Annotated in this window: 19 protein-coding genes and 1 pseudogene; 17 read left to right on the forward strand and 3 right to left on the reverse strand. The window is 39.9% G+C overall.

Translation table 11 applies throughout. The features are described from left to right. Positions 1-940 precede the first annotated feature (940 nt). Positions 941-1,582, forward strand: coding sequence for a hypothetical protein (locus M1K46_RS19525; protein ID WP_256227349.1), 642 nt, complete (start codon positions 941-943; stop codon positions 1,580-1,582). Between the two features lie 579 nt (positions 1,583-2,161). Here the strand turns inward: M1K46_RS19525 and M1K46_RS19530 are convergent. Next, positions 2,162-3,487 (reverse strand): replication initiation protein, encoded by a 1,326-nt coding sequence (locus tag M1K46_RS19530; RefSeq protein ID WP_256227350.1) that lies wholly within the window; start codon positions 3,485-3,487, stop codon positions 2,162-2,164. A gap of 4,007 nt (positions 3,488-7,494) precedes the next feature. Between M1K46_RS19530 and M1K46_RS19535 the strand changes: the two genes are divergently transcribed. The 11 genes and pseudogenes from M1K46_RS19535 to M1K46_RS19585 all read left to right on the forward strand — a co-directional run. Then, a complete protein-coding gene (locus M1K46_RS19535; protein ID WP_256227351.1) occupies positions 7,495-8,925 on the forward strand; it encodes a sigma-54 interaction domain-containing protein in 1,431 nt (476 codons plus the stop codon). 133 nt (positions 8,926-9,058) lie between these two features. Beyond that, positions 9,059-10,045: an agmatinase gene (gene speB / locus M1K46_RS19540; protein ID WP_256227352.1), complete on the forward strand. Its 987-nt coding sequence runs from the start codon at positions 9,059-9,061 to the stop codon at positions 10,043-10,045. 4 nt (positions 10,046-10,049) lie between these two features. Next, positions 10,050-11,504, forward strand: coding sequence for an aldehyde dehydrogenase family protein (locus M1K46_RS19545; RefSeq protein WP_256227353.1), 1,455 nt, complete (start codon positions 10,050-10,052; stop codon positions 11,502-11,504). A gap of 96 nt (positions 11,505-11,600) precedes the next feature. Further along, positions 11,601-12,971 (forward strand): purine-cytosine permease family protein, encoded by a 1,371-nt coding sequence (locus M1K46_RS19550; RefSeq protein ID WP_256227354.1) that lies wholly within the window; start codon positions 11,601-11,603, stop codon positions 12,969-12,971. A gap of 3 nt (positions 12,972-12,974) precedes the next feature. Next, a complete protein-coding gene (locus M1K46_RS19555; RefSeq protein ID WP_256227355.1) occupies positions 12,975-13,772 on the forward strand; it encodes a carbon-nitrogen hydrolase family protein in 798 nt (265 codons plus the stop codon). A 15-nt stretch (positions 13,773-13,787) separates the two neighbouring features. Continuing rightward, a complete protein-coding gene (locus M1K46_RS19560) occupies positions 13,788-14,441 on the forward strand; it encodes a cyclase family protein (protein ID WP_256227356.1) in 654 nt (217 codons plus the stop codon). Positions 14,442-14,888: 447 nt separating this feature from the next. Continuing rightward, positions 14,889-15,875, forward strand: coding sequence for a LacI family DNA-binding transcriptional regulator (locus tag M1K46_RS19565; protein WP_256227357.1), 987 nt, complete (start codon positions 14,889-14,891; stop codon positions 15,873-15,875). Positions 15,876-15,915: 40 nt separating this feature from the next. Further along, positions 15,916-17,223, forward strand: a complete 1,308-nt coding sequence (locus M1K46_RS19570) for an ABC transporter substrate-binding protein (RefSeq protein ID WP_256227358.1) — start codon at positions 15,916-15,918, stop codon at positions 17,221-17,223. Between the two features lie 188 nt (positions 17,224-17,411). Then, positions 17,412-18,710 carry a carbohydrate ABC transporter permease gene (locus M1K46_RS19575; RefSeq protein WP_256227413.1) on the forward strand — a complete coding sequence of 433 codons (1,299 nt, stop codon included), beginning with the start codon at positions 17,412-17,414 and terminating at the stop codon, positions 18,708-18,710. 30 nt (positions 18,711-18,740) lie between these two features. Continuing rightward, positions 18,741-19,568 (forward strand): carbohydrate ABC transporter permease, encoded by an 828-nt coding sequence (locus M1K46_RS19580; protein ID WP_256227359.1) that lies wholly within the window; start codon positions 18,741-18,743, stop codon positions 19,566-19,568. A 78-nt stretch (positions 19,569-19,646) separates the two neighbouring features. Further along, positions 19,647-19,790: pseudogene (locus M1K46_RS19585) on the forward strand (MBL fold metallo-hydrolase); the annotation flags it as partial. A 262-nt stretch (positions 19,791-20,052) separates the two neighbouring features. Here M1K46_RS19585 and M1K46_RS19590 read toward each other — a convergent pair. Together M1K46_RS19590 and M1K46_RS19595 are read right to left on the reverse strand one after the other, a co-directional pair. Further along, positions 20,053-20,346: a DUF3847 domain-containing protein gene (locus tag M1K46_RS19590; protein ID WP_256227360.1), complete on the reverse strand. Its 294-nt coding sequence runs from the start codon at positions 20,344-20,346 to the stop codon at positions 20,053-20,055. After that, complete coding sequence (locus M1K46_RS19595) at positions 20,321-20,560, reverse strand: hypothetical protein (RefSeq protein ID WP_256227361.1); 240 nt, start codon at positions 20,558-20,560, stop codon at positions 20,321-20,323. Before M1K46_RS19595 ends, M1K46_RS19590 begins: the two co-directional genes overlap by 26 nt. A 202-nt stretch (positions 20,561-20,762) precedes the next feature. Here M1K46_RS19595 and mobQ point away from each other — a divergent pair, with 202 nt between their 5' ends. The 5 genes from mobQ (at position 20,763) to M1K46_RS19620 (ending at position 26,261) form a co-directional block, all read left to right on the forward strand. Continuing rightward, a complete protein-coding gene (mobQ, locus tag M1K46_RS19600) occupies positions 20,763-22,757 on the forward strand; it encodes a MobQ family relaxase (RefSeq protein ID WP_256227362.1) in 1,995 nt (664 codons plus the stop codon). Positions 22,758-22,953: 196 nt separating this feature from the next. Continuing rightward, on the forward strand, positions 22,954-23,172 hold the full coding sequence (locus M1K46_RS19605; protein ID WP_256227363.1) for a hypothetical protein: 219 nt from the start codon (positions 22,954-22,956) through the stop codon (positions 23,170-23,172). 1 nt (position 23,173) lies between these two features. After that, entirely contained in the window at positions 23,174-24,643 is a 1,470-nt protein-coding gene (locus M1K46_RS19610; RefSeq protein ID WP_256227364.1) for a pentapeptide repeat-containing protein, read from the forward strand. Positions 24,644-24,885: 242 nt separating this feature from the next. Next, positions 24,886-25,434 (forward strand): helix-turn-helix domain-containing protein, encoded by a 549-nt coding sequence (locus M1K46_RS19615; RefSeq protein ID WP_256227365.1) that lies wholly within the window; start codon positions 24,886-24,888, stop codon positions 25,432-25,434. Further along, entirely contained in the window at positions 25,335-26,261 is a 927-nt protein-coding gene (locus M1K46_RS19620) for an IS3 family transposase (RefSeq protein WP_309144598.1), read from the forward strand. The genes M1K46_RS19615 and M1K46_RS19620 overlap by 100 nt, the downstream gene beginning before the upstream one ends. Positions 26,262-26,370 lie beyond the last annotated feature (109 nt).

The raw sequence follows: 26,370 nt of genomic DNA on the forward strand, positions 1-26,370 counted from the left end.
ATCCATCCTTTGCAAACAACCGGAAAACCAGCACATATATATCTACATATATATCTATGCAAGTGTATACGTTTGTGTTTTCATCATTGGATTTACGAATGTAACATGATCTGCACAGTAATGAATGAGAACAAAATAGAATAAATCCAAATCTCCATTCAGTAATTGGAAACGTTATTTAAGGAATAGATTCCTCCTCCACTTCCGAGATTACACAGATCATTTTTACATTATAAGAGATAAAGAAAACACTTTTAACAACAGAGATCCCTTTATGTAAATTTTGTACTGTATCTCCAGGGGTTAGTTTTTGTATTTTCGCAGACGGAGAATGTTCCAGATCCCCTATCCATATGGTACTTCTTAACCAACATCTTGTTTCCTTTGTTTATTCATTATTTAACATCTTAATATGTAAAAGCATCAACGCTTGTGTTTACGGAAGTGTTGATGCTTTTAAATTCACTTCTTTTTTAATATGCATATATTATTTTGATGTGGATTGTGTATTCAACATTATCAAAATAGACATTCCACTTGTTTAAATCCATACTTCTTCCCTATTCAAAAAATATCTTAGGACAGGGAGAATGTGTCCCAACCTTATTTTTCCTTTTGGGGATAAAAGAAAGAGGGAAGGGACCAATGAAAAGGCTCGTGGCAGCATCCCTTTGCGAAAACAAATATTCGGTTACACCTTTTTACTTATGCTCTCTAACTATTAAATCTAAAAGAAATTGCATATAAAAATACATCCAATTACGTTTGTGTAAACATAAGCATAAATGATAATGTAATCAGGTTAGAATACCTCCTTAGCATTGTTGTATCTTATGTAATTTCATCGAATTCTTCTCATATTACGTTCTCCTATGCCATATACATATTTTAGGGCTGCGAGAATGTGTCCCAATCTTATTTATCCATTTAGAGGTGAATGATGAAGAAAGAAGATACCAGTACGAAAACCCGTAAAGTGCGCTGCGATAAAAAACGCGATGTCAAACCTACGATACCCCTCGAATTGTATGACTGTATTTCACGGCTATCTTACGTTACGAATCGACCCATTAAAGACGTAGCAGAAGATCTCTGCAACTATGGATTATCCTCTAAAGCCGTTATAGAGAAATTGAGTTCATATTTCAGAAGAGACTTTTTAGTTTCAGAACATTTATTATATCTAGGTGATCTTACCAGACAAACCCATCGTATCGTGAAGAGGGGTGGGATAAAGAAGAGGGTAACTATTCGCTTTCAACAGACCACGCATGATAAACTTGCCGATCTGGCCTATGCTCTCGATCTTACGGTATCCTCTGCTACAATGATTTTGTTAGAAATGTCTGTTAAGCAAACAGACATCGTAAAAACCTACATTGAATCTTTTGTACATCAAAAACTAGATCCAGAACGAATCAAACAGCTTAAAGAGATTCTTAAATTTATTAATAAGAACAATCCTTATAATGAAGAAGTAACATTAGCTCAATTAATTAGTTTTTTAATGGAAGAGTTTAAAGACCGAACTATCCATTTAAAACATATGGTGGATGAGTGGCTGCAGCAAGTGAAGAATTAACTTTAAATTATTTTCATGTACATTAACGTTTACGAAAACACAAGTATGTACATAAGTGTTTTTATACAATGGAATTTCACTTGTACATGTGTGTTTTTACAAACACTTGTGTAAACAAAAGTGTTTGTCATTGATTAATCTCTAGATATCATCCCAGCTAATTATCACTTTATCTAATCGAGTTCCATTCTTATTTCACTCACATTTAGATTGTAATCAAAGATTTCTCTCAACCGTAACATGATTGATATTCGTTTATCATCATTCTTCTTATCAAGCACACGTGAAAAAGGTGGAGATTATCTACTCAGAGCTCTATAGGTAAACATTTCAATACTACAATGTATGGTGATAAATAATTAATTACTTTATTATCACTAAAACAGCGTCACTTAATATGTGATCTTAAATATGATGTGGATTTGTATTAGTAGTATTACCAAAAAATAAAATGATTATACTTATATTTTTATAAACATGTGCACTTGCGAGGATGTTTATGTGTACACTTGTGTTTCTACTGTGAAAGTAAAGAACCAAAAAACCAATGCACAGGCATTGGTTTTAGTTTGCATTTATTTATACTTGAACAGGTAACAAGGAAAAATATAATGAACGAATTTCATCATCACTAAATTCCTCTGCTTTATAAAAAGGCAGTTTAAATTGTTCCCTTTGTTTTAAAATATCACTAAAACAGCGAACCACTTCTTCTTGAAAACGATGGTTTAACTTTTCTTCATCTCCACCCGTAATCTCCATTAGATTGCGGAAGAGCTCTTTGGTTTCCAGCAAATGTGTTTCTACTTTGCTTGCTTCTTGTTCATGCAGTGCCTGTTTCTTTTTCAATGGTTTTTTCGTTTCATCCTGGTCGAGGAGATACTCTGGAAGTTCTTTATGAACTTGCTGCTTGCTGCTTGCTGCATAATCATCTTTGATGGATTTAATTAAGAAACCGACAGGATTGTCCAGCTTCCTTTTTTCTATAATGAGTTTGCTATAAGCAATATTGCGTTCCACTTGGTCCAGGTCGTACTCTTTGAGTAAACTCTTCGCTACAATGTTAGTTACTCCCATTTTTTCTAACGCTTCTTGAACATCAGATTCATATTCCTCATCGCCAGAGAGAGAGATACTTTTCACCTTGGCCTTATTTTTGTAAATATAGAATTTTATCCCGGTTACCTTGCGGCCCTTTTTTATCTCCTCAAATTCAAAACGGAGATCAGTCTTTTCTTCAAGTTCTTTCTTCCCTACATTCAACACTTTATCCTTAAAATGACCAAACAACTTATATTTCTTCGGTTCAATGCCGAGTACCTCTCGCAATTCTTCTAACGTAAATGATCGTTGCTTAAGGGGCTCATATTGTTTTAATAATTCATAAATCCGGATAGAGTAGGAAGAGCGTAGCTGTATGATATTTTTCAACTGATATGTAGTAAACTTCTCTTTTAACTGTAATAAGTAAGGTTTTAATTTAGGACTGAATTCCAATTCGACGTAACCTTTACCGTGAAAATATTCAGCACTCGATAGCCAAGTGATATCTAATAGCGACTGGCCCGTATTGATCGGCAATGTTTTTTGCTGGAGAGCTTGTACGATCTTTCGAATTTCTGTGTACTTTCCTGTCGATTTTAAGCCCAATAGCTGTACGAAATCGGATACTTTTATCTGATAGGGCCTAAATGCCTCATCAGACGGCTGTACAAGGCTAGCAAGCGTTAGAATCAATTTCTGTTCCATGACAGACAACTGATACGTCTTTTCGATCAAGGCATTTGATTTGGTTACCCAGTTATGACCGCTTAAATGATCCGGTTCCCTTATTTCTAAATGCTGCATACCGTAATAAGCTAAACTATCACTGAGAGGTGGGTTATCATATTTTTGATCAACCATAATGACCTCCGATCTATCCTTTTATCACTACTATAAATCAAGTGATACATTATTGAAAGAAAAAAATACCAAAAACTTATAAAAATCGACGAGTTTATTCATTTACACGCTGAAAGAGTGATAATAACTATTATCTCACGCTGAATAAGTGATACTTGTCTTTAATCAACGCTGAATTAGTGATAATTGTTCATTTCTGTAGCAACGCTGAAATCGTGATAGTTGAATTTTCCTTTCTTAAAAGAGGATAAAACAAAATAAAAGCTGGATGAGTTATGCGCTGAAATGGTGATAGTTTTTGAATACAGCTTTTGGACGTTGTTTCATCTTAGAAGGACGCGTTTCACGCTAAATTTGTGATAGTCGGCAGCGCATTACCAAACACGCTGATTTAGTGATACAACTGTTAACGTTGAAAAAGTGATACTTAAAATAGCTGTCACGCTGAAAAAGTGATAATAGAACAGATCTTTAACAGAATACTCATCCTTTTTGTTGATTAGAGCATCAACGATAAAAACAACGCTGATTTAGTGATATTACGTTCATATTGACCTTTACTCTGAAATCTAGCATAAAGAAGTGGCATCATGAATAGATAGGTATGGATGAGGGATAAGATATATTGCGCGCTGAATTCGTGATCATTAAAAGAAAAAGTTAAAACTAAACGCTGATTTAATGATAGTAACATCAAAGGGCAGGAAAAGCAGAACTTACATCGGGACGCTGAAAAGGTGATAGTTAGAACGGTGACACCCACCTGACATTATCCTCATTCCTGCACGCTGAAATAGTGATAATAAAAGATATAGTGCTGACGCTGAATTTGTGATAATTACCGTTGGAAGTAGTTGAACGCTGAAAAGGTGATGGTAGAACGCTGAATCAGTGATACTTTACGCTGAAATAGTGATAGTTTTATCCAGATAACCGGGAACAGCAGGGCGAAACGGCTTTTATTCTATATTTACGCTAAAAAAGTGATGGTTCGCTGAAATTATGATACTTCACGTTGAAAAGGTGATATTAGAACGCTGAATCAGTGATACTTCACGCTGAGATAGTGATACTTAGCGCTGATTAAGTGATAGATAGGTTCGTAGAATCCTGTCGTATCAAGGGATCAGCTGTTCTTAAAACAATTAAAACAATATAAACAAAATAAAAACATATAAAACAACAACAGAGCTGCTTGTTGTTTTTAAATATATAATAAAGTACCCTTAATATTTTGAATAATTGCAAGCTCGTAAGTAAAAACAAAACCATTTACGCAAGTGTAAATAATGTTATAAATGTTGTACACATGTCTGTATCCTGGTTAAAGATCACTAATAATGAAACGTACTGCTTTAACAGAAAAAAGCTATCCATGTTTCAAAGTAAAAGGAAAATCATCAATTGGTTTCATAAGTAAAAATACAAATGTTTATGCATGTGTTTTTGTGTGTAAGTTCGATAAAATCCTCTGCAATTTAATAACAGCATAAATATCACCACTTATGTTTTCGTTTATGTAAACGCTTGTCATACAAATATATGTTTGGTTGTATATGTACTTATGATTGCGCAAGTGAGTACGCTTGTGAATATTTTGAACAACAAGACGTTAAACTTCCTTTACACCACCTTCTGTTCAAGAGGTAAATCATTCTATATATAATTCAGTAAAAGAAATGCTACCCAAATACATTCCACAAGACAAAATCCTGATAGAGTGTATGTTATTTTAAGCAAACAAATGCAAAGATTGACCCCATCACAAATAATTGCAAACTCGCAAATAATAACAAAACCGTTTACGCAAGTGTAAATATTTTTGTGATTTGTATATTTTATACTTCTTTGCTCATGGTTAAAGAACACAAATAATGAACTTAAACTGCTACCTTAACCAGAAATTAACCAGGATCAATGTGATAGGAAAACCTTCACGTGATTCCACACGTAAAAAATATAAATGTTTATGCTTGTGTTTTTGCATCCAAGCTCTATAAATACTCGTTGAATTTAGATAACAACCTAATTTCCGTCAGTAAGCAATCTAACATGGAATGTACACAAAAATAGTCTCTTAATTTCATAAACACTTATGTTTTCGTTTGTGTAAACGCTTATAATACAAATATATGTTTGTTTATATATGTATCTATGGATACGCAAATGATTACGCTTGTGAATATTCTGTAAAAAAAACACTCTAAGATGCCTTATAAGCAGGACTTGTGTTCAAAAGGTAAGCATCCTATACACTTCCGTTAAAGGATCTGTACAAATTAAAAAATCCCACTAAACAAAATTGTGAAAGAGTCTACAATCTATTGAATGAATTCCAATCACCGCTACAAACAATACCAACCTCTTTTGCTGCTAAAAGTAGGGACGGAAAAGTTACAAACACTTGCGTAAACAAAAGTGTTTGTAACTTGTAGATATAGGTTCAAAGAATCCTCACCACTACTGTTTGATATTCATCAAACAAAAACTAGTTGTCTCTCAATGTTCCTTCCTTCTTGGAACTGGTGGTAGATTACATAATAATGACTTTTTTATTATCACTAAAACAGCGTTTTAATGATCTTGCTTTTTAAGTGGATTTGATTTTGTATTATGTTAATTACCAGGATAATATTAGAATATACTTATATTTTTAAAATCACGTACACAGACGTGGATGTTTGTGTTTTTACTTGTATTCTTGGATTTTGAAATTAAGAACAAAAAAACCACGCATAAGCATTGGTTTTAAACTTGGACAGGTAACAAGGAAACATATATCGAGAGAATGTCAATATCATTTAATTCCTCTGCTTTATAAAGAGGAAGTTTTAAACTATCCTAAAACAGCGAACTAAATCGTAATGAAAACGACGTTTTAACTTTTCTTCGCCTTTACCTGTAATCTCCATGAGATTGCGGCAGAGCTCTTTGCATTCCAGTAAATGTTGTACGACTGCGATTGCCTGTTGTTGATACAGTGCATGTTGCTTTATCAGTGATTTTTTCGTTTAGTCCTGGTCAAGTAGATATTCTGGTAGTTCTCTTGGACTTGCTGCATATTCATCTTTGATGGATTTAATTAAGAAAACCACAGGGTTGTCCAGCTTAGAGTTAGCCCTTGCGCTAAATAGTTTGTTAAGTATTTATGGAATTTGGATACAAAACACATGCATAATCACTTTCGTTTTCACTTTTGTAAACGATTATAATACAAATATATGTTTGATTATATATATATTTATGGTTACGCAAATGATTACGCTTGTGAATATCTGTAAATCTAAAATGCCTTTACTCCGGACTTGTGTTCAAAAGGTAAAAGCATCCTATATACACTTCCGTAAAAGGATCTGTACCAAAATTCTTGTGACTCCTACCAGACAAAATCCTGAAAAGAGTCTACAAGCTATTCTAATCACTAAAGCAACAATCTACCAAATTCTTTAGCTATAAAGGTAATGGACGTATAAAGGAGCATATTAAAAATCTTTAATAAAAAACACATGCTAATACACAATCTAATTAAAGTCCTTAAAAAGAAGCAAAACCGCAATGGCTTAGCAATTAGCCGTAATAACAGAATTCTACACCGTATCAACTGGTTTTTTGTTTGCAAAAAAGGTGAATTTCATTTCACATAGAAATAAACATCGATGATGTTTTATATGTGAAAGGAGAGTGAATTTTATTGCGTATTGCGGAAATTTTAAGCAACTTTCAAAGCAAGGTCAAACCGAATCGGGCATAGCGAAACAAATAGAAGGAATCGGGGAAAAACGTTTGAAAGCTGCTTTAAATGAGGCGGGGTATCAATTCCGAAACCACTCACCAAAGGGATGCTTTTTTGCGGGAAAAGGAGCGGAACCCCTTGAAAGGGCTGATAAGGTTCGATTTATGGTCTCAGTTTATCTTTTGTTCTTAAAACGAAACCCCTGATTAAAGCATATAAATCTTAAATCTATAATCTACATATAGATTTTGTTGGGAAAAGGCATGGTGATTGGATGAAAACACAAGCTGATATGTTTGAGATTGAACTTAATGCCATTTTGCAAGCTTCGAAGGATAATATTGTGATCGCTGACGGGAAAGGGACTGTGCTGCGGGCGAGTCCTAACTGCACCTCTATATATGGTAAGGACTCCGCCTTTTTAATAGGCAAATCTGTGTTTGAGCTAGAAGCTGAAAATATATTCTCCCCTTCTGTGACGGTAAAGGTGCTTAAAGAAAACAAGGAAGTTCAGGTGATGCAGAAAACACCGACAGGCCGTACGGTGATGGCTACAGGCCTGCCGGTTCGGAATGAATCAGGTGAGATTATCCGGGTGATCAGCTTTTCGACGGATTTAACCGAAATACAGCATTTGAAGGAAGACTTTGAAGAATTACAAACGAGAATGGAGCAGTATCAAACGGAAATCCAGGAATTGCGAGGAAAGGACCTGAGCATAGAAAATCTCGTGCTCCAAAGCAAAGCGATAAGGCAAATTTGGCAACTCGTGGAGCGCGTCGCCAAATCAGATGCATCGGTTGTATTTCTCGGAGAGTCAGGCGTCGGAAAAAATGTGTTTACCCGGGCACTCCACCAAGGGAGCGACAGAAAGAAAGAACCATTTATCGAAGTTAACTGCGGCGCCATTCCGGAGGCACTGTTCGAGTCCGAGATGTTTGGGTATGAAGCGGGTTCCTTTACCGGTGCGAATCGGACGGGAAAAGCCGGGTTTATCGAACTTGCGGACAAGGGAACGTTATTTTTGGATGAAATCGGCGAGCTTCCCCTTTCCGTACAGGCGAAGCTGCTCAAGGCCATCCAGGAAAAGAAGGTGGCGCGAGTAGGGGGACTAAAAGTCAAAAGCATCGATTTTCGCCTGATCGCCTCGACCAATCAGGATCTGGCTGAAATGGTCAGACAGGGAAAATTCAGGCAGGACCTTTACTATCGCCTTAACGTAATCCCAATTACGATTCCGCCGCTGAGAGAACGAAGAGAGGATATCTCCTTGCTCGCCCACTTTTATTTGCAAAAAACAAATGAAAAGTATGGCATGAATAAGTTTTTTCACAGCACAGCGATAGAAAAGCTGGTGGCGTATGATTGGCCCGGCAATGTCCGTGAGCTTCAGAATATGATGGAGCGGCTGGTCGTTACAGCAGAAACGAGAACCATTTATCCTGATGCTTTGCCTTTTACATTTCAACATGTTCTCGAGCAGCAAGCCGGCAATCGGTCTGAAGTGGAGGATGAAGAAAAAATCGGTACCTTGAAGGAAGCGCTGGAAGAAGTAGAAATCCGATGGCTAAAAAGAGCAACCAGACAATGCATAACCACCTATGAAATGGCAAAGTACTTGGGGCTAAATCAGTCCAATGTCGTGAGAAAACTAAAGAAATATAATATCGATGCAAAAACGCATCTAAATGCAATAGAGCATTAATCCGATTGAGGTTAATGCGCTATTGCATTTTTTTATCAAATGAAACAAGCGCTATTACCCCTAGTTATTGTTGGCATAGTTCTTGCAACAACTCTATATATACAAAAAAACACGCCATCAAGGAGGTTTTACTATGTATCAACCAAAAGATTCATCCAAATCACCGCGTTTTTGTGGAGTACGCACCTTTATGCGATTGGAACAGATGAGAACGACAGATAATGTAGATTTTGTTGTTTTAGGAGTTCCATTTGACACGGCTGCCTCTAACCGGACTGGCCAGCGCGGCGGGCCGCAGCACATAAGAAACTTTTCTGTACTGCTTCGTCCTTACAATCCGGATATGGATATTAATATTTTCGACTATTGCTCTGGAGTGGATTATGGAGATATTGATGTCGTTCCTGGTAACATCCATCAAACCTATGACAACATGGTTTCTGAGTTAAAGCCTATTTTGGATCGAAGTATTACGCCAATCATAATGGGTGGCGACCATTCCATTTCTTTAGGGAATCTTCGGGCCTTTTATCAAAAATATGGTCCTGTTTCACTCGTTCATTTCGATTCTCATGGCGATACCTGGGATCATTATTATGGCGAAAAGTATATGCATGGAACGCCCTTTCGACGAGCGGTAGAGGAAGGCCTGCTTGATGTAGAGCATTCCATCCAAGTGGGAATGCGGGGCCCATTGTATGGCCCGGAGGATATTGAAGATGGACGCGATCTGGGATTTGAAGTCATTCCGATGAAGGAAGTGCGGGAGATTGGCTTTGATGAAGTAATGAGACGAATCCATCGCCGTGTGGGGAATCGCCCAGTGTTCGTTTCTTATGATATTGACTTTGTGGATCCAGCGTATGCACCGGGAACCGGAACGCCGGAGGTTGGCGGGCCAACGAGCTATGAGGCATTGAAATATGTCAGAGGGCTGGACGGCCTAAATGTGGTTGGCTTCGATTTAGTGGAGGTGCTGCCATCCTATGACCATGGCGAAATTACAGCCGCGCTTGCTTCATCTGTTATGTATGAAATGATTACGCTGGCAGCCTTAAAGAAAAGGAAGCACGTCTTAAATAGAAATGAAGAAACAGCCCTGCAAGGATCAAAGGAGTGAGGAAATGGAATATACAAAGCACCAATACATTGGAGGTAAATGGGTCGCGGGCGAAGGGACGAAGCGGCAAATCATTAATCCTGCCAACGAAAGCCTGATTGTTGAGGTACAAGAAGCATCCAGGGAACAAACCGAGGAGGCTGTTAAAGCAGCGCGCCAAGCTTTTGAAACTAGCAGCTGGCCTGCGGATGTACAGCGAAGGGTGAACTCGCTGCATCAGCTTGCCGATTTACTGGAAATAAAGGCAGAGCAGTTTGCTGCTGCTGAGACAACCAATACTGGTAAGCCGATTCGGGAATCCCGCCTTGATGTTAACGACACAGTCACATGTCTGCGCTATTATGCGGATCTCGCTTCAAGCCGGAAACCATGGGAAAAAGAAATGCATGATGGCACAACAAGCAAGGTGATGGAAGAACCGATTGGTGTTTGTGCGTTAATCGTACCGTGGAATTTTCCTCTTTTATTAGGAATCTGGAAAATTGCTCCGGCCCTAACTGCCGGAAACACAGTCGTCTTTAAGCCATCTGAGATAACACCAGTGTCAGCGCTTATGTTTACAGAGCTAATTGATCAATGTGATTTTCCGGCAGGCGTTTTTAACCTTGTTCTTGGGACAGGACAGCCGGTCGGTGAAACGCTTGTTTCGCATCCGGATGTAGATAAAGTCTCTTTTACCGGAGGATCGGAAACAGGGAGAAAGGTGAACGAACAATGTGCCCGGTCGTTTAAACGCGTTTCTCTAGAACTAGGAGGCAAATCTCCACTCATTGTCCTGGAGGATGCAGATATAGAAGCAGCGGTTGAATGGTCCGTATTTGGTGCTTTTTTTAACCAGGGCCAGGTTTGTGTGGCCTCATCACGGATTCTTGTTCACCAATCAATCTATCATCGTTTCCTGGACGGGTTATTAAATAAACTACAGCAAGTAAAGCTTGGTGATCCACGGGACGAAGAAACGGAAATGGGGCCAGTCATCAGTGCAGTGCACCAGGCGAAAATAGAAAAGTATATTGAACTCGGAAAAGAGGAAGGAGCGGTCCTTCTACACGGAGGAGAGAGGCAAGGCAATACCGGGTATTACCTGACTCCGGCCGTCTTTACTGAAGTGAGCCAGCACATGCGAATCCTTCAAGAGGAAATATTCGGCCCGGTTGTTACAATCCAAGCGTTTACGAGCGACAATGAGGCGATTGAACTTGCCAATGGTACGGTTTATGGCCTAGCTGCAGGGGTTTTAAGCCAAGATACAGAACGTGCTGAACGCATTGCTTCCCGATTAAAAGCAGGTACCATCTGGATTAACAGCTATCATACGCCCTATGTGGAAGCGCCGTGGGGAGGATATAAGCAAAGCGGTATTGGCAGGGAACTGGGTCCACAAGGCCTGTCAGGATTTACAGAAGTGAAGCATGTGAATGTCAGCAAAGAGCTTCAGCCGGTCGGCTGGTATCGTTAAAGCAAAGATGGCTTCGTTCATTACTGCGAAGGACGAAGCTGTCTTCCTGATTATTAATTTCAGATTATTCTTATAAATTGAGAAGAGGTGTTTATAATGAGTCAAATCTCTGAACATTTTGGCCAGGACAGTATAGCCCCAACACCAGCCAGTGAGCGGAGCATGAATTTCTTTGGAACATTTGCGCTCTGGCTTGCGGCAAATGTTGTCATTACAACCGTGATGACAGGCATGATGTTTGTTCCTGATATCTCCTTCAAGGATGCGATGCTTGCTATTTTGATCGGTTCGCTGATTGGGGGCGTACCCTTGGCGTTAACAGGAAATATCGGTACACGGACGGGTCTCCCTACAATGGTTATTACAAGGGCATCGTTCGGGCAAAAAGGGGCGGCTCTTCCAGCCATCGTCAATACGATTATTCTAATTGGCTGGAGCTGGATTCAGGCGTATATGGCGGGGCTCAGCCTTAACTATGCTATAGAGTATATGACCGGATACAGCAATATAAATCTATTTGTCGTTTTAACAGAAGTACTTGTCGTTTGCGTTACTATATATGGCCACCGAGGTGTAGAGAGCATTGAGAAGTGGGTTTCCATAGCTATGCTGATTCTATCTGCTCTGTTATTCTTCAAGTTGTTTACGGCGTATGATGCATCGTCACTAATTTCGATGAAGCTCAATGAAAATCCTGAAATAACAGGCATCATTGCATTTGATATAGTGGTAGCCACTGCGTTTTCCTGGATGTCTACCGTCTGTGACTTTAATAGAAACTGTAAATCACAGAAAACCGGCATGTGGGGAACTTATTTGGGTTACTTACTTGCAACTCTTATAGCAATGGGTCTCGGGGCTGTCGTAAGCGGATTTAGCATTCTATCGAATATGGAACAAACCTATGATCCTACGGTTTTGTTGTCAGCCTATGGGTTTGGTTTGGTTGCCTCAATTGTAGTTTTCTTTTCGGTGCTATCTACCAATGTTATGGCGCTTTACAGTGCAACCATGTCTTTTATGAATGTATTTCCGAAGACCGGCTTTTGGATGCCCACGCTCGTTATGGGGATCCTATGTACGGCAGGTGCTTTGTTAAAGGAAACGTTAATGACCAACTTTTTTAACTTTATCCTTTTGATTGCGACCCTATTTATCCCTGTGTTTGCCATCGTACTTGTTGATTATTTTTTCCTGAAAAAAGGTCAATATGACGCAGAGGAAATCGCATTTGACCGAAGAGGGGACTACCGCTACCAAAAGGGTGTAAACATAGTAGCCTATATGTCGTATGTTGTCGGAGCGGTTTTTGCCTATTATTTTCAGTATATGAAACCATTAAGCATCGGTTCTACCATTCTCACTTTTATTGTTTCAGGCGCTTCCTACTGGATTTTAATGGAGGTTTCAAAGCAAACGTCCGTTCAACACAACAGGGAAACGAACATCAATGAATTGGAGGCATAATGCATGGAACAGCCCATTCAAATAGCCGTGGTTCAGGCATCCTTCAGGAATGGGGACGTTTCCTATAACGTGAACAGGATGCGTAAGATGATCGAGCAAATAAAAGCGGATCATCCTCAGATGCGTTTCATTGTATTTCCTGAGCTTAGTGCCACCGGATATTATTTATCAGCTGATATAAAAGAAGTGGCAGAAGAGCAGAACGGCACCATTTTTCGTCAGTTTCGTAAAACGGCAAGTGAAAATAACTTATACGTGGCCTATGGTTATGTTGAACGTGGGATAGCGGGGGAAATCTATAATTCTGTTCAGCTGATTGATCCTTCCGGAAACGCGCTTGCCAACTACCGGAAAATACACCTTACACCTCTTGAGAAGGAATTCTTTTCTTCAGGATCCGAAGCTGTTGCCGTTCAAACCGATATAGGGAAAATCGGGCTGATGATTTGCTGGGATCTTGCTTTTCCTGAACTCGCACGGGCACTGGCTTTACAGGGAGCGGAATTGCTTATAGCACCGGCAGCCTGGGAACGCCCGTATGACGGTTCTTTTCTTAAATTTGGGATGGCAAGGGCGATTGATAACACCGTTTATGTTGCTGCTCCTAATCATATCGGCCAATCGGAAAACCTCTCATTCTTTGGCAAGTCGGTGATTTATTCACCCGACGGTACGGCAATGGTTTCAGCTGAAGGAGATGAGGAAGGCACATTGGTCGCTGAACTGGACTACAAAAAGCGCAATGAGATAAAGAAGAGTTTCTTTACGATGCTGGAGGAAAGAAGAACAGATATTTACTAAAGGAGTTAGCCTTCCATGATTAAACAAATGATTGATTTATCTATTCCCATTGCAACGGATACACCGATTTATCCCGGAGATCCAAAGCCCCAGATTAAACCGGCTACTGAAATTGACAAAGACGGCTATCAAGTGAGTGAGATCTTATTCGGCTCTCATACAGGTACACATGTCGATGCGCCGTTCCACTTTCAAAAAAACGGGCAAACCATTGATCAGTCAGATTTGATGAACTTTTTAGGTACAGGATTGGTTATTGATGTTACAGGAAAGGATGATGGGGAGAAAATTGATATGTCTGATGTAGAGAAGGATCTGGCACGGCTGGAGGATGAAAAGATTGTTCTGTTCCATACCGGCTGGTCAGCGTATCGTGGCACAGAAAAATACTTCCGGCATCCCTATATCTGCGTAAAAGTAATTGAACGGCTGCTGGAGATGGGAATTCGAACCTTTTTTATTGATGCGCTTAACATTGACCCGCCAGATGGCACCGCTTTTCCGGCACATGAGGCAATTACGGGTGTAAACGGAATTATTGGTGAAAATTTCTGTAGCTTTGATCAAATTGATTTTCCGAAGCCGCTTATTATTGCCCTGCCGCTTCGCCTTACAGGATTGGACGGTTCTCCGGTGAGGGCAGTGGCCATAGAATTGGACGTGTTTTAACTATATATGAGGGTCTAGTGCCGAAGAGTGTTGCGGAACGCTTTTCGGCTATTTGTAAGAAACCCTCACTGAGGAGGTATGATTCAGTTTCATCTACTCGTGCAATTTTACATTTACCAAATAGAAAAAACGTCCCTATTATATACGAGAATTAAATAGGCACGCTTTTTCTAGCCTAATCAGATAAAAAACTATCCGTGTTTCAAAGTGGCAGGAAAACTATCATATAATTACACATACATCACAACCTATATTCCGCCAGTAACATGATGTATTTAAATTATACGTGCTGGAAAGATAGAATGCGATTAAAACACTTGTCATTTAACATAATTTTTAAAATTTTGAGAAAACTATTGACCGACCGGGCAGTTTCACCTATACTCAGACTATGAAAACGATTTCATGATTTCGATTTCATAGTGGGAAAGATGAAGGAGAAACGCAATGGCAACTATTCAAGATGTAGCAAAGTTGGCGGGGCTATCAAGAACAACAGTCTCAAGAGTAATTAATCACCATCCATATGTAACGGATGAAAAAAAGAGACTCGTTTTAAAAGCGATGGAAGAATTAAATTATGTACCCAATTCTTCTGCCCGGCGCCTCAGAAAGCAGCAGACTGAAACCATTGCCGTTTATGTACCAAGGATTACAAATCCGTTTTTCAGCCAGATGGTGGAGGTAATGGGAAACCACGCTTCGGAAAAGGGCTACCAGCTGATCCTTTGCCAGACGAGCTACAGCCGCAATAAGGAGATTAATTATCTTGAACTGCTGAAAACAAAGCAAGTTGATGGGCTTATTCTCACCTCGATTGAAAATGAGTGGAGAGACATTAAGCCTTACCTGAATTACGGGCCTATCGTGTTATGTAATGAATATAATGATGATGCGGACATCCCAACTGTTTATTTAAATCAGGTTGAAGGCGCTTACATAGGGACGCGCCACTTAATTGAGCAAGGCCATACAAAAATCGCCTATTGCTCAGGGGACAATAGCGCTTCACGGTTAGCTTTTGACCGGTTTAAAGGCTATAAAAAGGCATTGAAAGAGGCGGGGTTGGAATTTAATGATAAGTGGATTCTAACTAATGCCTTCAGCATAAAGGATGGAAAGCGAATCTTTCGAGCCATTGCAGACATGGAAGATCGACCAACAGCAGTTTTTACGGGAAGTGATGAAGTTGCATCCGGCATTTGGTTGGAGGCGACCAATCATTATTGGAGTGTTCCGGATGATTTGGCCATTATTGGATTCGATGACCAGCCACAGGCAGAATTAATAGGTTTGACAACCATTGAGCAGCCAATTGACGAAATTGCTAAACGAGCAATGGGACAAATGATTGAAACCATTGAAAATAAGCTTCCTATTAAGAAAAAGGAAATACAGCTGAACTTTCAGCTGATTAAAAGGCGGTCGACTTGATTAATTGATATCGGCGCAAACATATTAAAGGGGGATATCCATGAAGAACATTAAAAAGATTTCAAAGGTCATTACTACTTCGCTAGCTCTATCGCTCGTTTTGTCCGCGTGCAGCACTGACAAAGCAAGCACAGACGAAAAGTCAAAAGACTCCGGCAGCAAAGGGAAAAAAGTTGAAGTGGTCTATGCCTTCGGTAAAGATGATACGGGTGCTACTCTAAAAGTGGTTGATGCTTTTGAAAAGAAATATCCAAATATCGATATTAAGGTCCGTGAGATGCCCGCTGACACAGGAAAACAGCATAATTCGTATGTTACGGCATTCAACGCGAAGTCCGACGAAATTGATGTTTTTGAAATGGACGTTGTATGGCCAGCAGAATTTGCACAGGCCGGTTATGTAATGCCGCTTGACCGTTTTATTCAAAAAGATGGAATCAAGCTCGATGAATATAACCAAGGCGCACTAAGTGCTTCTAAATTTAAAGGGAAGCAATGGGCGCTTCCAAAGTTCATTGATGCGGGGATGCTCTTTTACCGTACAGACCTTGTCAAAGACGGCGAGGTTCCAAAAACATGGGATGATCTTTTGAAGCAAGCAAAGGCTGATAAAGGAAAAGGAGGCACCAAGTTCGGTTACTTGATGCAGGCGAAGCAATATGAAGGGCTTGTCTGTAACGCTGTTGAATTTATCGCGTCGTACGGAGGAGAAATCATCAACGACAAAGGAGAGGTGGTCGTAGATTCTCCAGAAGCAGTGAAAGGGATTAAAAAGCTTGTAGAGGTAGCTACATCTGATGTGGTTCCTAAAAACGTAACAACATTTGCTGAGCCGGAATCGCACACGGCCTTCATTAACGGACAATCTGCCTTTATCCGTAACTGGCCGTACCAATTTGCTTTGGCAAATGACAAAAAGCAATCTAAAATTGTTGGGAAAGTTGGAGTAGCTCCACTTCCAGCCGGTGATAAAGGACCTGCAGCTGCACTTGGGGGCTGGCAAGCGGGAATTAACAAAAATACAGATGTACCGAAAGAAGCTTGGACTTTCCTAAAGTTTATGGCGGGTGAAGAAGGACAAAAGATTGATGCGATAAACGGCGGGCACGCTCCGACCATCAATAAGCTTTTTGATGACGCAGAAGTACAAAAAGCCAACCCTTACTTTAAAGAAGCCGGTTTTGTGAATGCCCTTAAATCAGCGATTTCCCGCCCTGTAGCACCAAACTACACTGAAATTTCTGATATTATGCAAATTCAAATTTCAAAAGCAATCGCCAAAGAAATTACACCTGAGCAAGCAGCTAAAAACATGCAGAAAGAAATCTCTTCAAAACTTGAAAAGTAAGAATATGCTGGACATTTAAAAGCATAAGCCTTCATTCCTATGGAGGCTTGTGCAAAATTACTATTGGTATCGATTCCAGAATGCGATGGATGGGCTGTTTTGCTTCGCCTGTCCATCGATGGCATTCGTAATGTAAGGAGTGGACAAAAGTGGAAGTAAACCTTAATCCCGAAAAACAATCTAAACAGGTGAAACCTGCTTCAGGCAAGAAACAGAAAGCGTCTGAAAAAAGATTAGGCTATTTACTCGTAGCACCATCATTGATTTTGATTCTCCTTATCGCAGTATGGCCCGTGTTGCAATCATTTTATTATAGTTTGTTTGACCTTAGGTTAAATAACCCAACAAAATCCGAAGTGACCCTGACCTATCATATTGACTTGGAAAAATACCTAAACAGCTATCCCTTTTTAATCAATGTATTGGAGGATGAAGCTGGAAAAGCGAATGGATCGGCTACAGAAAGCTTAAATGGCCTGGTAAAAGAACTTAAAGAAGTGGACGCAGGCATTAAGGATGATTCAGCTGTGAAAAAGCAATACGATCAAGTAGACGACATGCTAACAAACATGGAACCGGTCAGTGATGAGATGAGCTCGGTAAAAGTGGATAAGACAGATGCGATCAAATTAGACAAAACCCTTCACAAAGTATCCGCACAAGTAAAGGAACTTAAAGGCCTTAAAAATGAAGAGGACGCTCTCGGCCTGTCTTCATCTCTGAACGAAGCGGTCATTAAGCCTAACTTTATCGGGCTGGACCACTATAAAGAAAATCTGACGGACAAACGGATGTGGATGGCGATATGGAATACAAGCGCCTTTACATTAATTTCAGTATTTGTGGAGCTCGTCGTTGGGCTGGCCATCGCTCTTTTAATTAACAAGGCATTCTTCGGAAGAGGCCTTGTGAGAGCGACGATCTTGATTCCATGGGCGATACCTACTGCTGTTTCCGCAAAAATGTGGCAGTTCTTATATGACGGACAAAATGGAATCGTGTCAAGAATATTTGAGAAAGTCGGACTGGTTGACAATGCGACTGATTTGTTAACAAGCAATATCGGGGCGATGTTCTCCATCATCTTTACGGATGTTTGGAAGACGACCCCTTACATGGCATTACTCCTTCTAGCCGGACTGCAGACCATTTCGTCTTCACTCTATGAGGCAGCGTCTATTGATGGAGCTTCCAAATGGAAACAGTTTACGACCATCACACTGCCTTTATTAAAATCAAGTATATTGGTAGCTTTGCTGTTTAGAACGCTGGATGCGTTCCGTGTCTTTGACCTCGTCTTTGTACTTACAGGGGGAGGACCTGCAAACTCTACGGAAACGATATCCATACTGGCTTATAAAAGGATGTTTGAACAGACCAATTTTGGTGATGGTTCAGCCCTGTCTGTCATTGTCTTTGTCTGTGTTGCCATCATTTCCATAATTTTTATCAAGTTTCTTGGCCGTGACCTGTTAAACGACAGATAAGGCAGTTACTGTGAAAAGGAGTGAGAGTTCGTGAATAAAAAAGCAGGCCCGTTGTTTTATATCTTTCTCGCAATCTTTGTATTCATTGTCATGTTCCCGTTTTTGTGGATGCTGGTCAGCTCCATAAAACCAATTTCAGAATTATTTGGGGACAAGGCATTTACGCCATTTACAAGCAAACCAACCCTTGAGAACTATGTGTCCGTATTCGTAAATTATCCATTTCTTAGATACTTGTGGAACAGCTTTGTCGTTTCCGGAATAACCACTGTTTATACGGTGCTGATTGCCTCCTTTACGGCCTATGCGATCGCCAGGCTTAAGTTTAAAGGAAAAACCATTATTCTTGGCCTAGTATTATCGGTGTCCATGTTCCCGCAGATTGCGACAATATCACCGATCTACATTCTGCTGAAAAATATAGGTTTAACGAACAGCTATCTCGGACTGATTATCCCGTATACGACCATTACGCTCCCGCTTTCCATCTGGATTCTCGTAACGTTCTTCCGCAAAATCCCGTTTGATTTGGAAGAAGCCGCCAAGATGGACGGTGCAACCCTGATGCAAACATATTGGAAGGTCATTCTGCCATTAGCTGTTCCCGGAATATTTACAACTGCCATCCTTGTATTTATTGCAGCATGGAATGAATTCCTGTTTGCGCTGACAATCAATACAGAAGATAAGTTTAAAACCGTACCAGTCGGAATCGCGATGTTTGAGGGACAATTTACCGTTCCATGGGGCGACATCACCGCCGCTACCATCATTGTAACTGTCCCGCTTGTCATTATGGTGTTATTGTTCCAGCGGAGAATTGTGTCCGGTCTTACTTCCGGAGCCGTAAAGGAATAGATTGATTTTGAGGTGCCTGGCACCTTTTTTTTCGAAAAAAGGCCACAATGATAATAACAGTAACCAGGGAGTGGCGAGATGAAGTTAACGGTAATAGGATATTGGGGTGGATATCCGGGCAAGGGAGAAGCCACTTCAGGCTATTTGCTGCAGCACGATGGATATAATGTATTAATAGACTGCGGAAGCGGTGTATTATCCGGCCTCCAGCACTACTTTACGGAATAAAAACTCGCTATTTTTTCCCTTCTCAAATTTTTCGATATAATGAAGCCCTATGTATTAGTCAATTCAAATTCCAGCCATATAGTCATTAAAAACCCAGTCACTTCCCGAAGTTCCTTTCCTTAAAAAATGGCTGGTTTTTTAATGGTTATTTTACATCGGTTGTTCTTTCTTAAAGCCTTGAAAATCAATAAATCGCTACCTAGATAAGGCTGTTTTTTGGCCTTAAATACTAGAGAGATGGAGGGAAGATATATTTCTATTCGTGGAACCGTCGGATCTGATTTTCAAAGTAATCGGTATTTTTATTTTTAAAATTTGCGACAACTTTTAACACAATTTCTGTTTCTTCCACGGTCAGCTCTTCTATATTTAAATACTTTTCTAATAGGGCTCCTTTTTGTATCAGCCGTCGAGTCCGTTCCTTTCGTCCTTCATTGGTTAACTTATATTCCAGCGCTTTTTTCCGCTGCTCTAATACCCTAATTTTTTCATTGATTCCGTTCATTTCTTCAGAAATCATCGGATCAGCTTCCTTGATCAGTTGACTCATCGCTTGTCGCTACTTGCTGTGAGGAATGAACTTGTTCTTTGAATAAATCAATAAACACCTTAGCTGATTCTGTATCTTGGATATTCCAGGTGTCCATTACATACTTTCCGATTTCTGACTGAGTCTTTGCAACCAACCGTTTCTGTTTATCTCTTAATCTCTTAATCTGTTCTTCAATCTCTAAGATTTGATTCTTCGTTTTTTCGGAAGCCATTTCTTCACCTCAATATGATAGTTTTAGTTTATTATAGCATTTGAACCAAAACATGGAAAATGGTACAATAATCCCGAAAATGAAATTCTAAGGGCGCACTTATATACCACTATCGTGGTATCGTGCGAAAACCAAACTTCAGCGTGAGGCGTCTATAAAATTCGCTTCGCTCATGTGAAAACCATAAAGGAGGAACAGCGTCATGGCCATCTATCACTTTTCAAATCAAATCAAGTCCCGAAAAAAACAACAAAGTGCCATTGCCGCTGCCGCCTACCGGTCAGGGGAAAGACTCGTGGATGAGCGAACGAATGAAGAAAAATATTACCACCGATCGGTTCAGCCGGTTACTCATATTTTAGCTCCCAGTCATGCGCCACAGTGGGTTTATCAACGAGAGATACTATGGAATGAAGTGGAACGAATCGAAAAGCAGTGGAACTCACAACTTTGCCGAGAAATCAATGTGGCACTGCCCAAAGAGTTATCTTTTGAGCAACAAGAAGAACTGGCGATCACCTTTTGCCGGGAGATCTTTGCAGATGATGGCATGGTGGCTGATCTGGCCATCCACCGCGATGATGAAGAGAATCCGCATTTTCATGTATTGCTCACGATGCGTCCATTTAATCCAGACGGAACTTGGGGAAATAAACAAAAGAAAACCAAGGAAGTCATCAATGGAAAAGTAACAACGATGGCGATACATACAACAGACTGGAATACAAAAGAGAAACTTTTATACTGGAGAGAGCAGTGGGCCCATTATGCGAACCGTTTTTTAGAGAAGAACGGTTTTTCAGAACGCCTTTCTCATTTATCACATGAAGCAAGAGGACTGGAAACCCTGCCTACCATTCATGAAGGATTTGCGGCGAGGAAGATGGAGAGTGAAGGAAAAGTATCGGATCGCATGCAGATCAATAAGGATCGAAAAGAATATAACCGAACGGTCATCGAGCTTAACGAAGCGAAACGAAAAAAACAAAAGAGGGAGCGAGCTCATTCCTTTGTCCGGCGGTTTACGCCCCTGGAGAAAAAGCAATTGAAAGAGGCGGCTCAAGGCTTACGGATTTTCGTAAATTACGAAAATGTCACGAAACGAAAAAACCAATTACAAAAATGGCAATCGCGGCTGAACTTCCAACGTGAATCAGTTGAAAAACAGAAAAAAATCGATCGAATTGAAAATGAAACGTTGATGCTGGAAAGAGCCGAAAACATTCTCGAGAAAGAAGCGTGCCGGTTCCTAACCGCTTACTATCCTACACTTGAGCAAGATCACTATTCCAAAGAACACAAGATAGCGATTGTGGATGTTTCTCTGACGGAAAATAAGACACTGAACCATGAACTAATCCAAAGGCTTCTAAAAAATGTGGAGCAAAGAGAAGTGGAGAATGCGATTGATCAATTACTGAATCACCGGCCAGCATTTGTAGGATCTTTGCAAAAAGAAGTGGAGGTTCTTCAACAAGAGTTTGAAACGCTTAGGCTCAAGGAAAAGATTGACTTTGGCCAACCAAACTCGGTGAAGCATGCTCCAGAATCTGTATTACAAAGGCTCCAGTTACTGGTTCAGAAAAAGGAGCGTGCCGTGCAAGCTATAAAGCTAATGAATCAGCTCTTTGACAACCGGTTAGAAGATCTCTATCCAGAGTGGGAAGGGCGGCTACATTTGACGCTTGAGCAAAAAGAATGGCTGGTGAGGGCACAAGAGTACTACGAAAAAGAGATTACACCTACTGATTTAGCTCAACCACCAAGACGATACACTGTATCTGAACAAGAAGACCTTCTTTTTAGGCTTTATGAAAGTCAGCATGCAGCCTATCCAGAAAGAAAACGGCTTTATGAGAAGCTGGTCGAACGCTATCCTCAATTTCAGCCTGAAAATGACTCATACCGCATGATGTTTTATCTGGAATGTCATCAAACTGCGGCAGATTTATCAAGAAATGCAAGAAGGCAACTCGGTGAATTGGTGAATCCTAACGCTCCTAAGATTGGTTTTATTCCTATGAATCCAGCGGATACTCCAGCTCCTTCATATGACTACAATACCTCGATGACTTCTGATTTCTTCCAAATGCTAGAGAGCGCTATCCGTGAAGCGAACCAGAAATGGAAAGAGGACGAGTTTGAACGTAAACAACTTAAGAAAAAGAGAAAGAAAAATAAAGGGATAGAACGTTAAGGGTTCATAAACGTAAACAAATACGCAAGTGTAAATACACACATGTGCGCAAGTTGTTAAATAGTGAAAATAAAGAGGAAATAGAGTGGTTGAATCGAAGTACATTAAGGATTCTATTTCCTACTAGAAGCTAAACCATGAGAATACAATATTTTGAAAATAGAAGGATAATTACAATAAAGAGGAGGGTTTTACTATGACTCTACAACATAACTTTGATTGGGCACACTATAGCGTGCTTGATAAAACGAATGAACAGCTGATTAAGGATTTAGGGATACAGGAGAAGTTTCATCCCTTTATGTACGCTGCCAAAATCCGTATTCAAAAGCTAGTTGATACGATGGGGCCCCATCAAGACGCGGCTGATCGATTCTTAGACTATTTAGAAGATGAATACGACGGGGAAGCGTAGCATGCAGCTTTATAGTGGTGACATCATTCGTGTCCGGAATTATCCGTTTCAAGATGACCCCAGCCGTGGAAAGTCACGTTATGCTATGTTTCTGTCCAAAATAGGAGATGAGGTCACTCTCGCTCCAGCTACCCAAATTGGTACCTTAAGCGGCCGAGCAGGAAGTATGCCACTTCGGCCTTTTGAAGTCGAAATTCCAGCGGTTTTCACTTCTCAAACAGGGATTAAAGGTGTCGTGAAGTGTGACCGTTTTCCTCTCATTGATCAGCAGCAACTGCAAGGTGATGTGATCGGCCGACTCCCTTTAGAAATACGTATTGAAATCATTCAGAAATATGAACAAATCCACCAAAACCGCCGTTTCAAGGAACCTATGGACCAGGAAAATCCTAATCATCCCCAAATCATGAAGCATTTTAAGGAGCTTGTAATTGCTGAGAAGCTCGGATTCCTTCAAAATCAGGGCATTGAATACGAAGATGTTAAAGACCTGGACTGCCAAGTGACTGGCGTTTATTTTCAGCCCTCTAAGCTGGGCATTCCGGTGCATCATGTGTCTTTAACCTTTGAAACCTATGATCCTAAAATCAAGCAAACTGTTAATTACAAAGCCACCATTGCAACTAGTGATGATAAAGAAGTATTGTTACGAAAACTCCAGGAAGTACAGACTACCCAAGACGTTCTTCACATCGACTCCAGATACACCAGACTTCAAAGAGAGCTATCTCTAGCCTTTAGCAACCTTAATTCCCTTCATCTAGATCTGCATCCGCAGAATTATTTTCAAAATGTCTCTAACCTGGCGCAGGAAGTATTAAACAATCGTTTAACTGAACATGAGATCTGGCTTGGATCAAGCGGAAGAGAAGGAAAACAGCTGATATTAAATGGACTTGATCTGTCAGGCTGTGAAGTAACAAGCCCTCATCTTAATCAAGCCGTTTTTTATCGATGTGTATTTAAAGAAATGGATTTAAGTCAAAAAGATTTTACAGATACCGAGTTTGATTCCTGCCATTTTAGAGTAGTCAATTTAGATCGAGCTAATCTCACCCATGTTACGTTTCAAGATTGTGAACTCACTCGAACCAACTTTAGCCGTACATTAATGGATCATACTAGATTTTTGGATACGGATCTGTCTCCAAAATACATATCAAACAGAGAGCTGCCCGGTATCTATTTACATGAAGCTAGGGTAAAAGATGTAGAGTTTGAAGACACACAGTTTTCTCAAGCTTTATTAGCACATATTACGAAAGAACCTATTGGGAAAGTTACGGTTAAAGAAAAAGAATTTTCGGGGTTGGCTATTCAAATGGAAGGGGACAAGTGGGGACTGCTTTCAAAAAGAGGGAAAAGCATCGAAAACGCTTCTTTTCCTAATTATGAAGAAGCCAAACAAGGAGTTTTAAATTTTCTTCAATATGAAAAATCACTGAATAAAGGAAAATCGATTGAACTATAAAGGACAATACGTGTGCAATTACTTGGATTCACAATTATAAAGATAGTACTTTCCTTTACGGTCTAATGTTCGATGATTGATAGTTTAAAAGGGATATTGGGGGTTGGATTGAGAGTGGGGATTTTTGGACTTTTGACTGTGAGTGACAATAGTAGGGTATTGTTACAGAGCTTAAAAGAGCACCTAATTTATACTGCACCCCAAAAGTTAGAGTAAAAACTTAACTTTTGGGGTGTTTGTTTATGGCTAAATATAGTGAACAATTTAAGTTGATGGTAGTAAAGGAATATCAGGCAGGGCATTTTGGATATATCACGCTGGCTAGGAAGCATGGCATGGCAGACAGTACACCGATTAAGAGATGGGTCAAACTTTACGAAAAGTTTGGAATGGAAGGTTTAAGGAAGAAACTTCACAGGAGGAATTATTCTGTTCAATTTAAGCTGGATGTACTAAGCTTTATGAAAAGAACAGGTTTTTCAGAAATGGAAACAGCCCTTCATTTTGGGATAACAAATTCTCCGATGATCGCTTCATGGAAAAAAGCTTTTAATGAAGGTGGTGCTGAAGCTCTGGGAAACCCGAAAGGACGGCCACCTATGTCTGAGAAAAAGAATGAAACAAATAAAACGGAAATGACCCAGGAACAAAGGCTGGAAAGAGAAAATGAACTTCTCCGACTTGAGGTTGAATACCTAAAAAAGTTGCGGGCTTTTCAGATGGATCCGGAAAGTTATCTCGAAAAGCACAAGCAGCGTTATCATTCGAGCTCAAAGAAACGTACAGATTAAAAGATATCCTAACGATCGTTGGTATTCCGGAATCCTCCTATCATTATCATATAAAAACGATGAAGAAGGAAAATCCAGACGAGGAACTTGAAGAAAACATCCAATCCATTTTTCAAGAAAATGATGGCAATTATGGCTACCGCCGAATTCATTTGGAATTGAGAAATCGAAGATTTATTGTAAATCATAAGAAAGTTCAACGCCTCATGAAGAAACACGGACTTAGGGGAGCTAAATTCCAACGAAAAACGCGCAAGTACAGTTCTTACAAAGGTAAGATCGGTACGATTGCCAAGAACCGAATCCATCGTCGCTTTCAGACAACGGTATGCCATCAAAAATTAACAACAGATATAACAGAATTCAAGTGCTTAGAGGGGATAAAACTGTATCTAAATCCAATTATGGACCTGTTTAACGGCGAAATTCTTTCCTATGGAATGAGTATGCGTCCAACCCTCGAACTAGCCATTGCCCCTCTTGAGGAAGCCCTGGAAATCGCAAAGGATTCAAAGTACAGAACCACGATCCATAGTGATCAGGGATGGCATTATCAGCATAGAAAATGGGTCAGCCTTCTAAAGAAAAACAAGGTGTTTCACAGTATGTCACGAAAAGGAAACTGCATTGATAACTCACCTATGGAGAACTTCTTTGGCCTATTAAAACAAGAAATGTATCATGGTCAGCGACGATGCTCGTTTGAAGATTTAAAGAAGCGAATCAAAGAATATATCAATTATTATAATAACAAGCGTATTAAACAAAAATTGGCCGGTATGAGTCCCGTTCAATACCGGATACACACCAGCCAATTAACTGCATAATAAAAACTCTAACTTTTCGGGGTCACTTCAATTTTTAGGTGCTTTTTTATTTCTTTCAATAAAAATTAGACTAATAGGGGTGGTCTCTTTTGTTTTGCTGAAATCTTAT

It is taken from the genome of Fictibacillus sp. WQ 8-8, from assembly GCF_024494405.1.
Lineage (GTDB): Bacteria > Bacillota > Bacilli > Bacillales > Fictibacillaceae > Fictibacillus_C > Fictibacillus_C marinisediminis.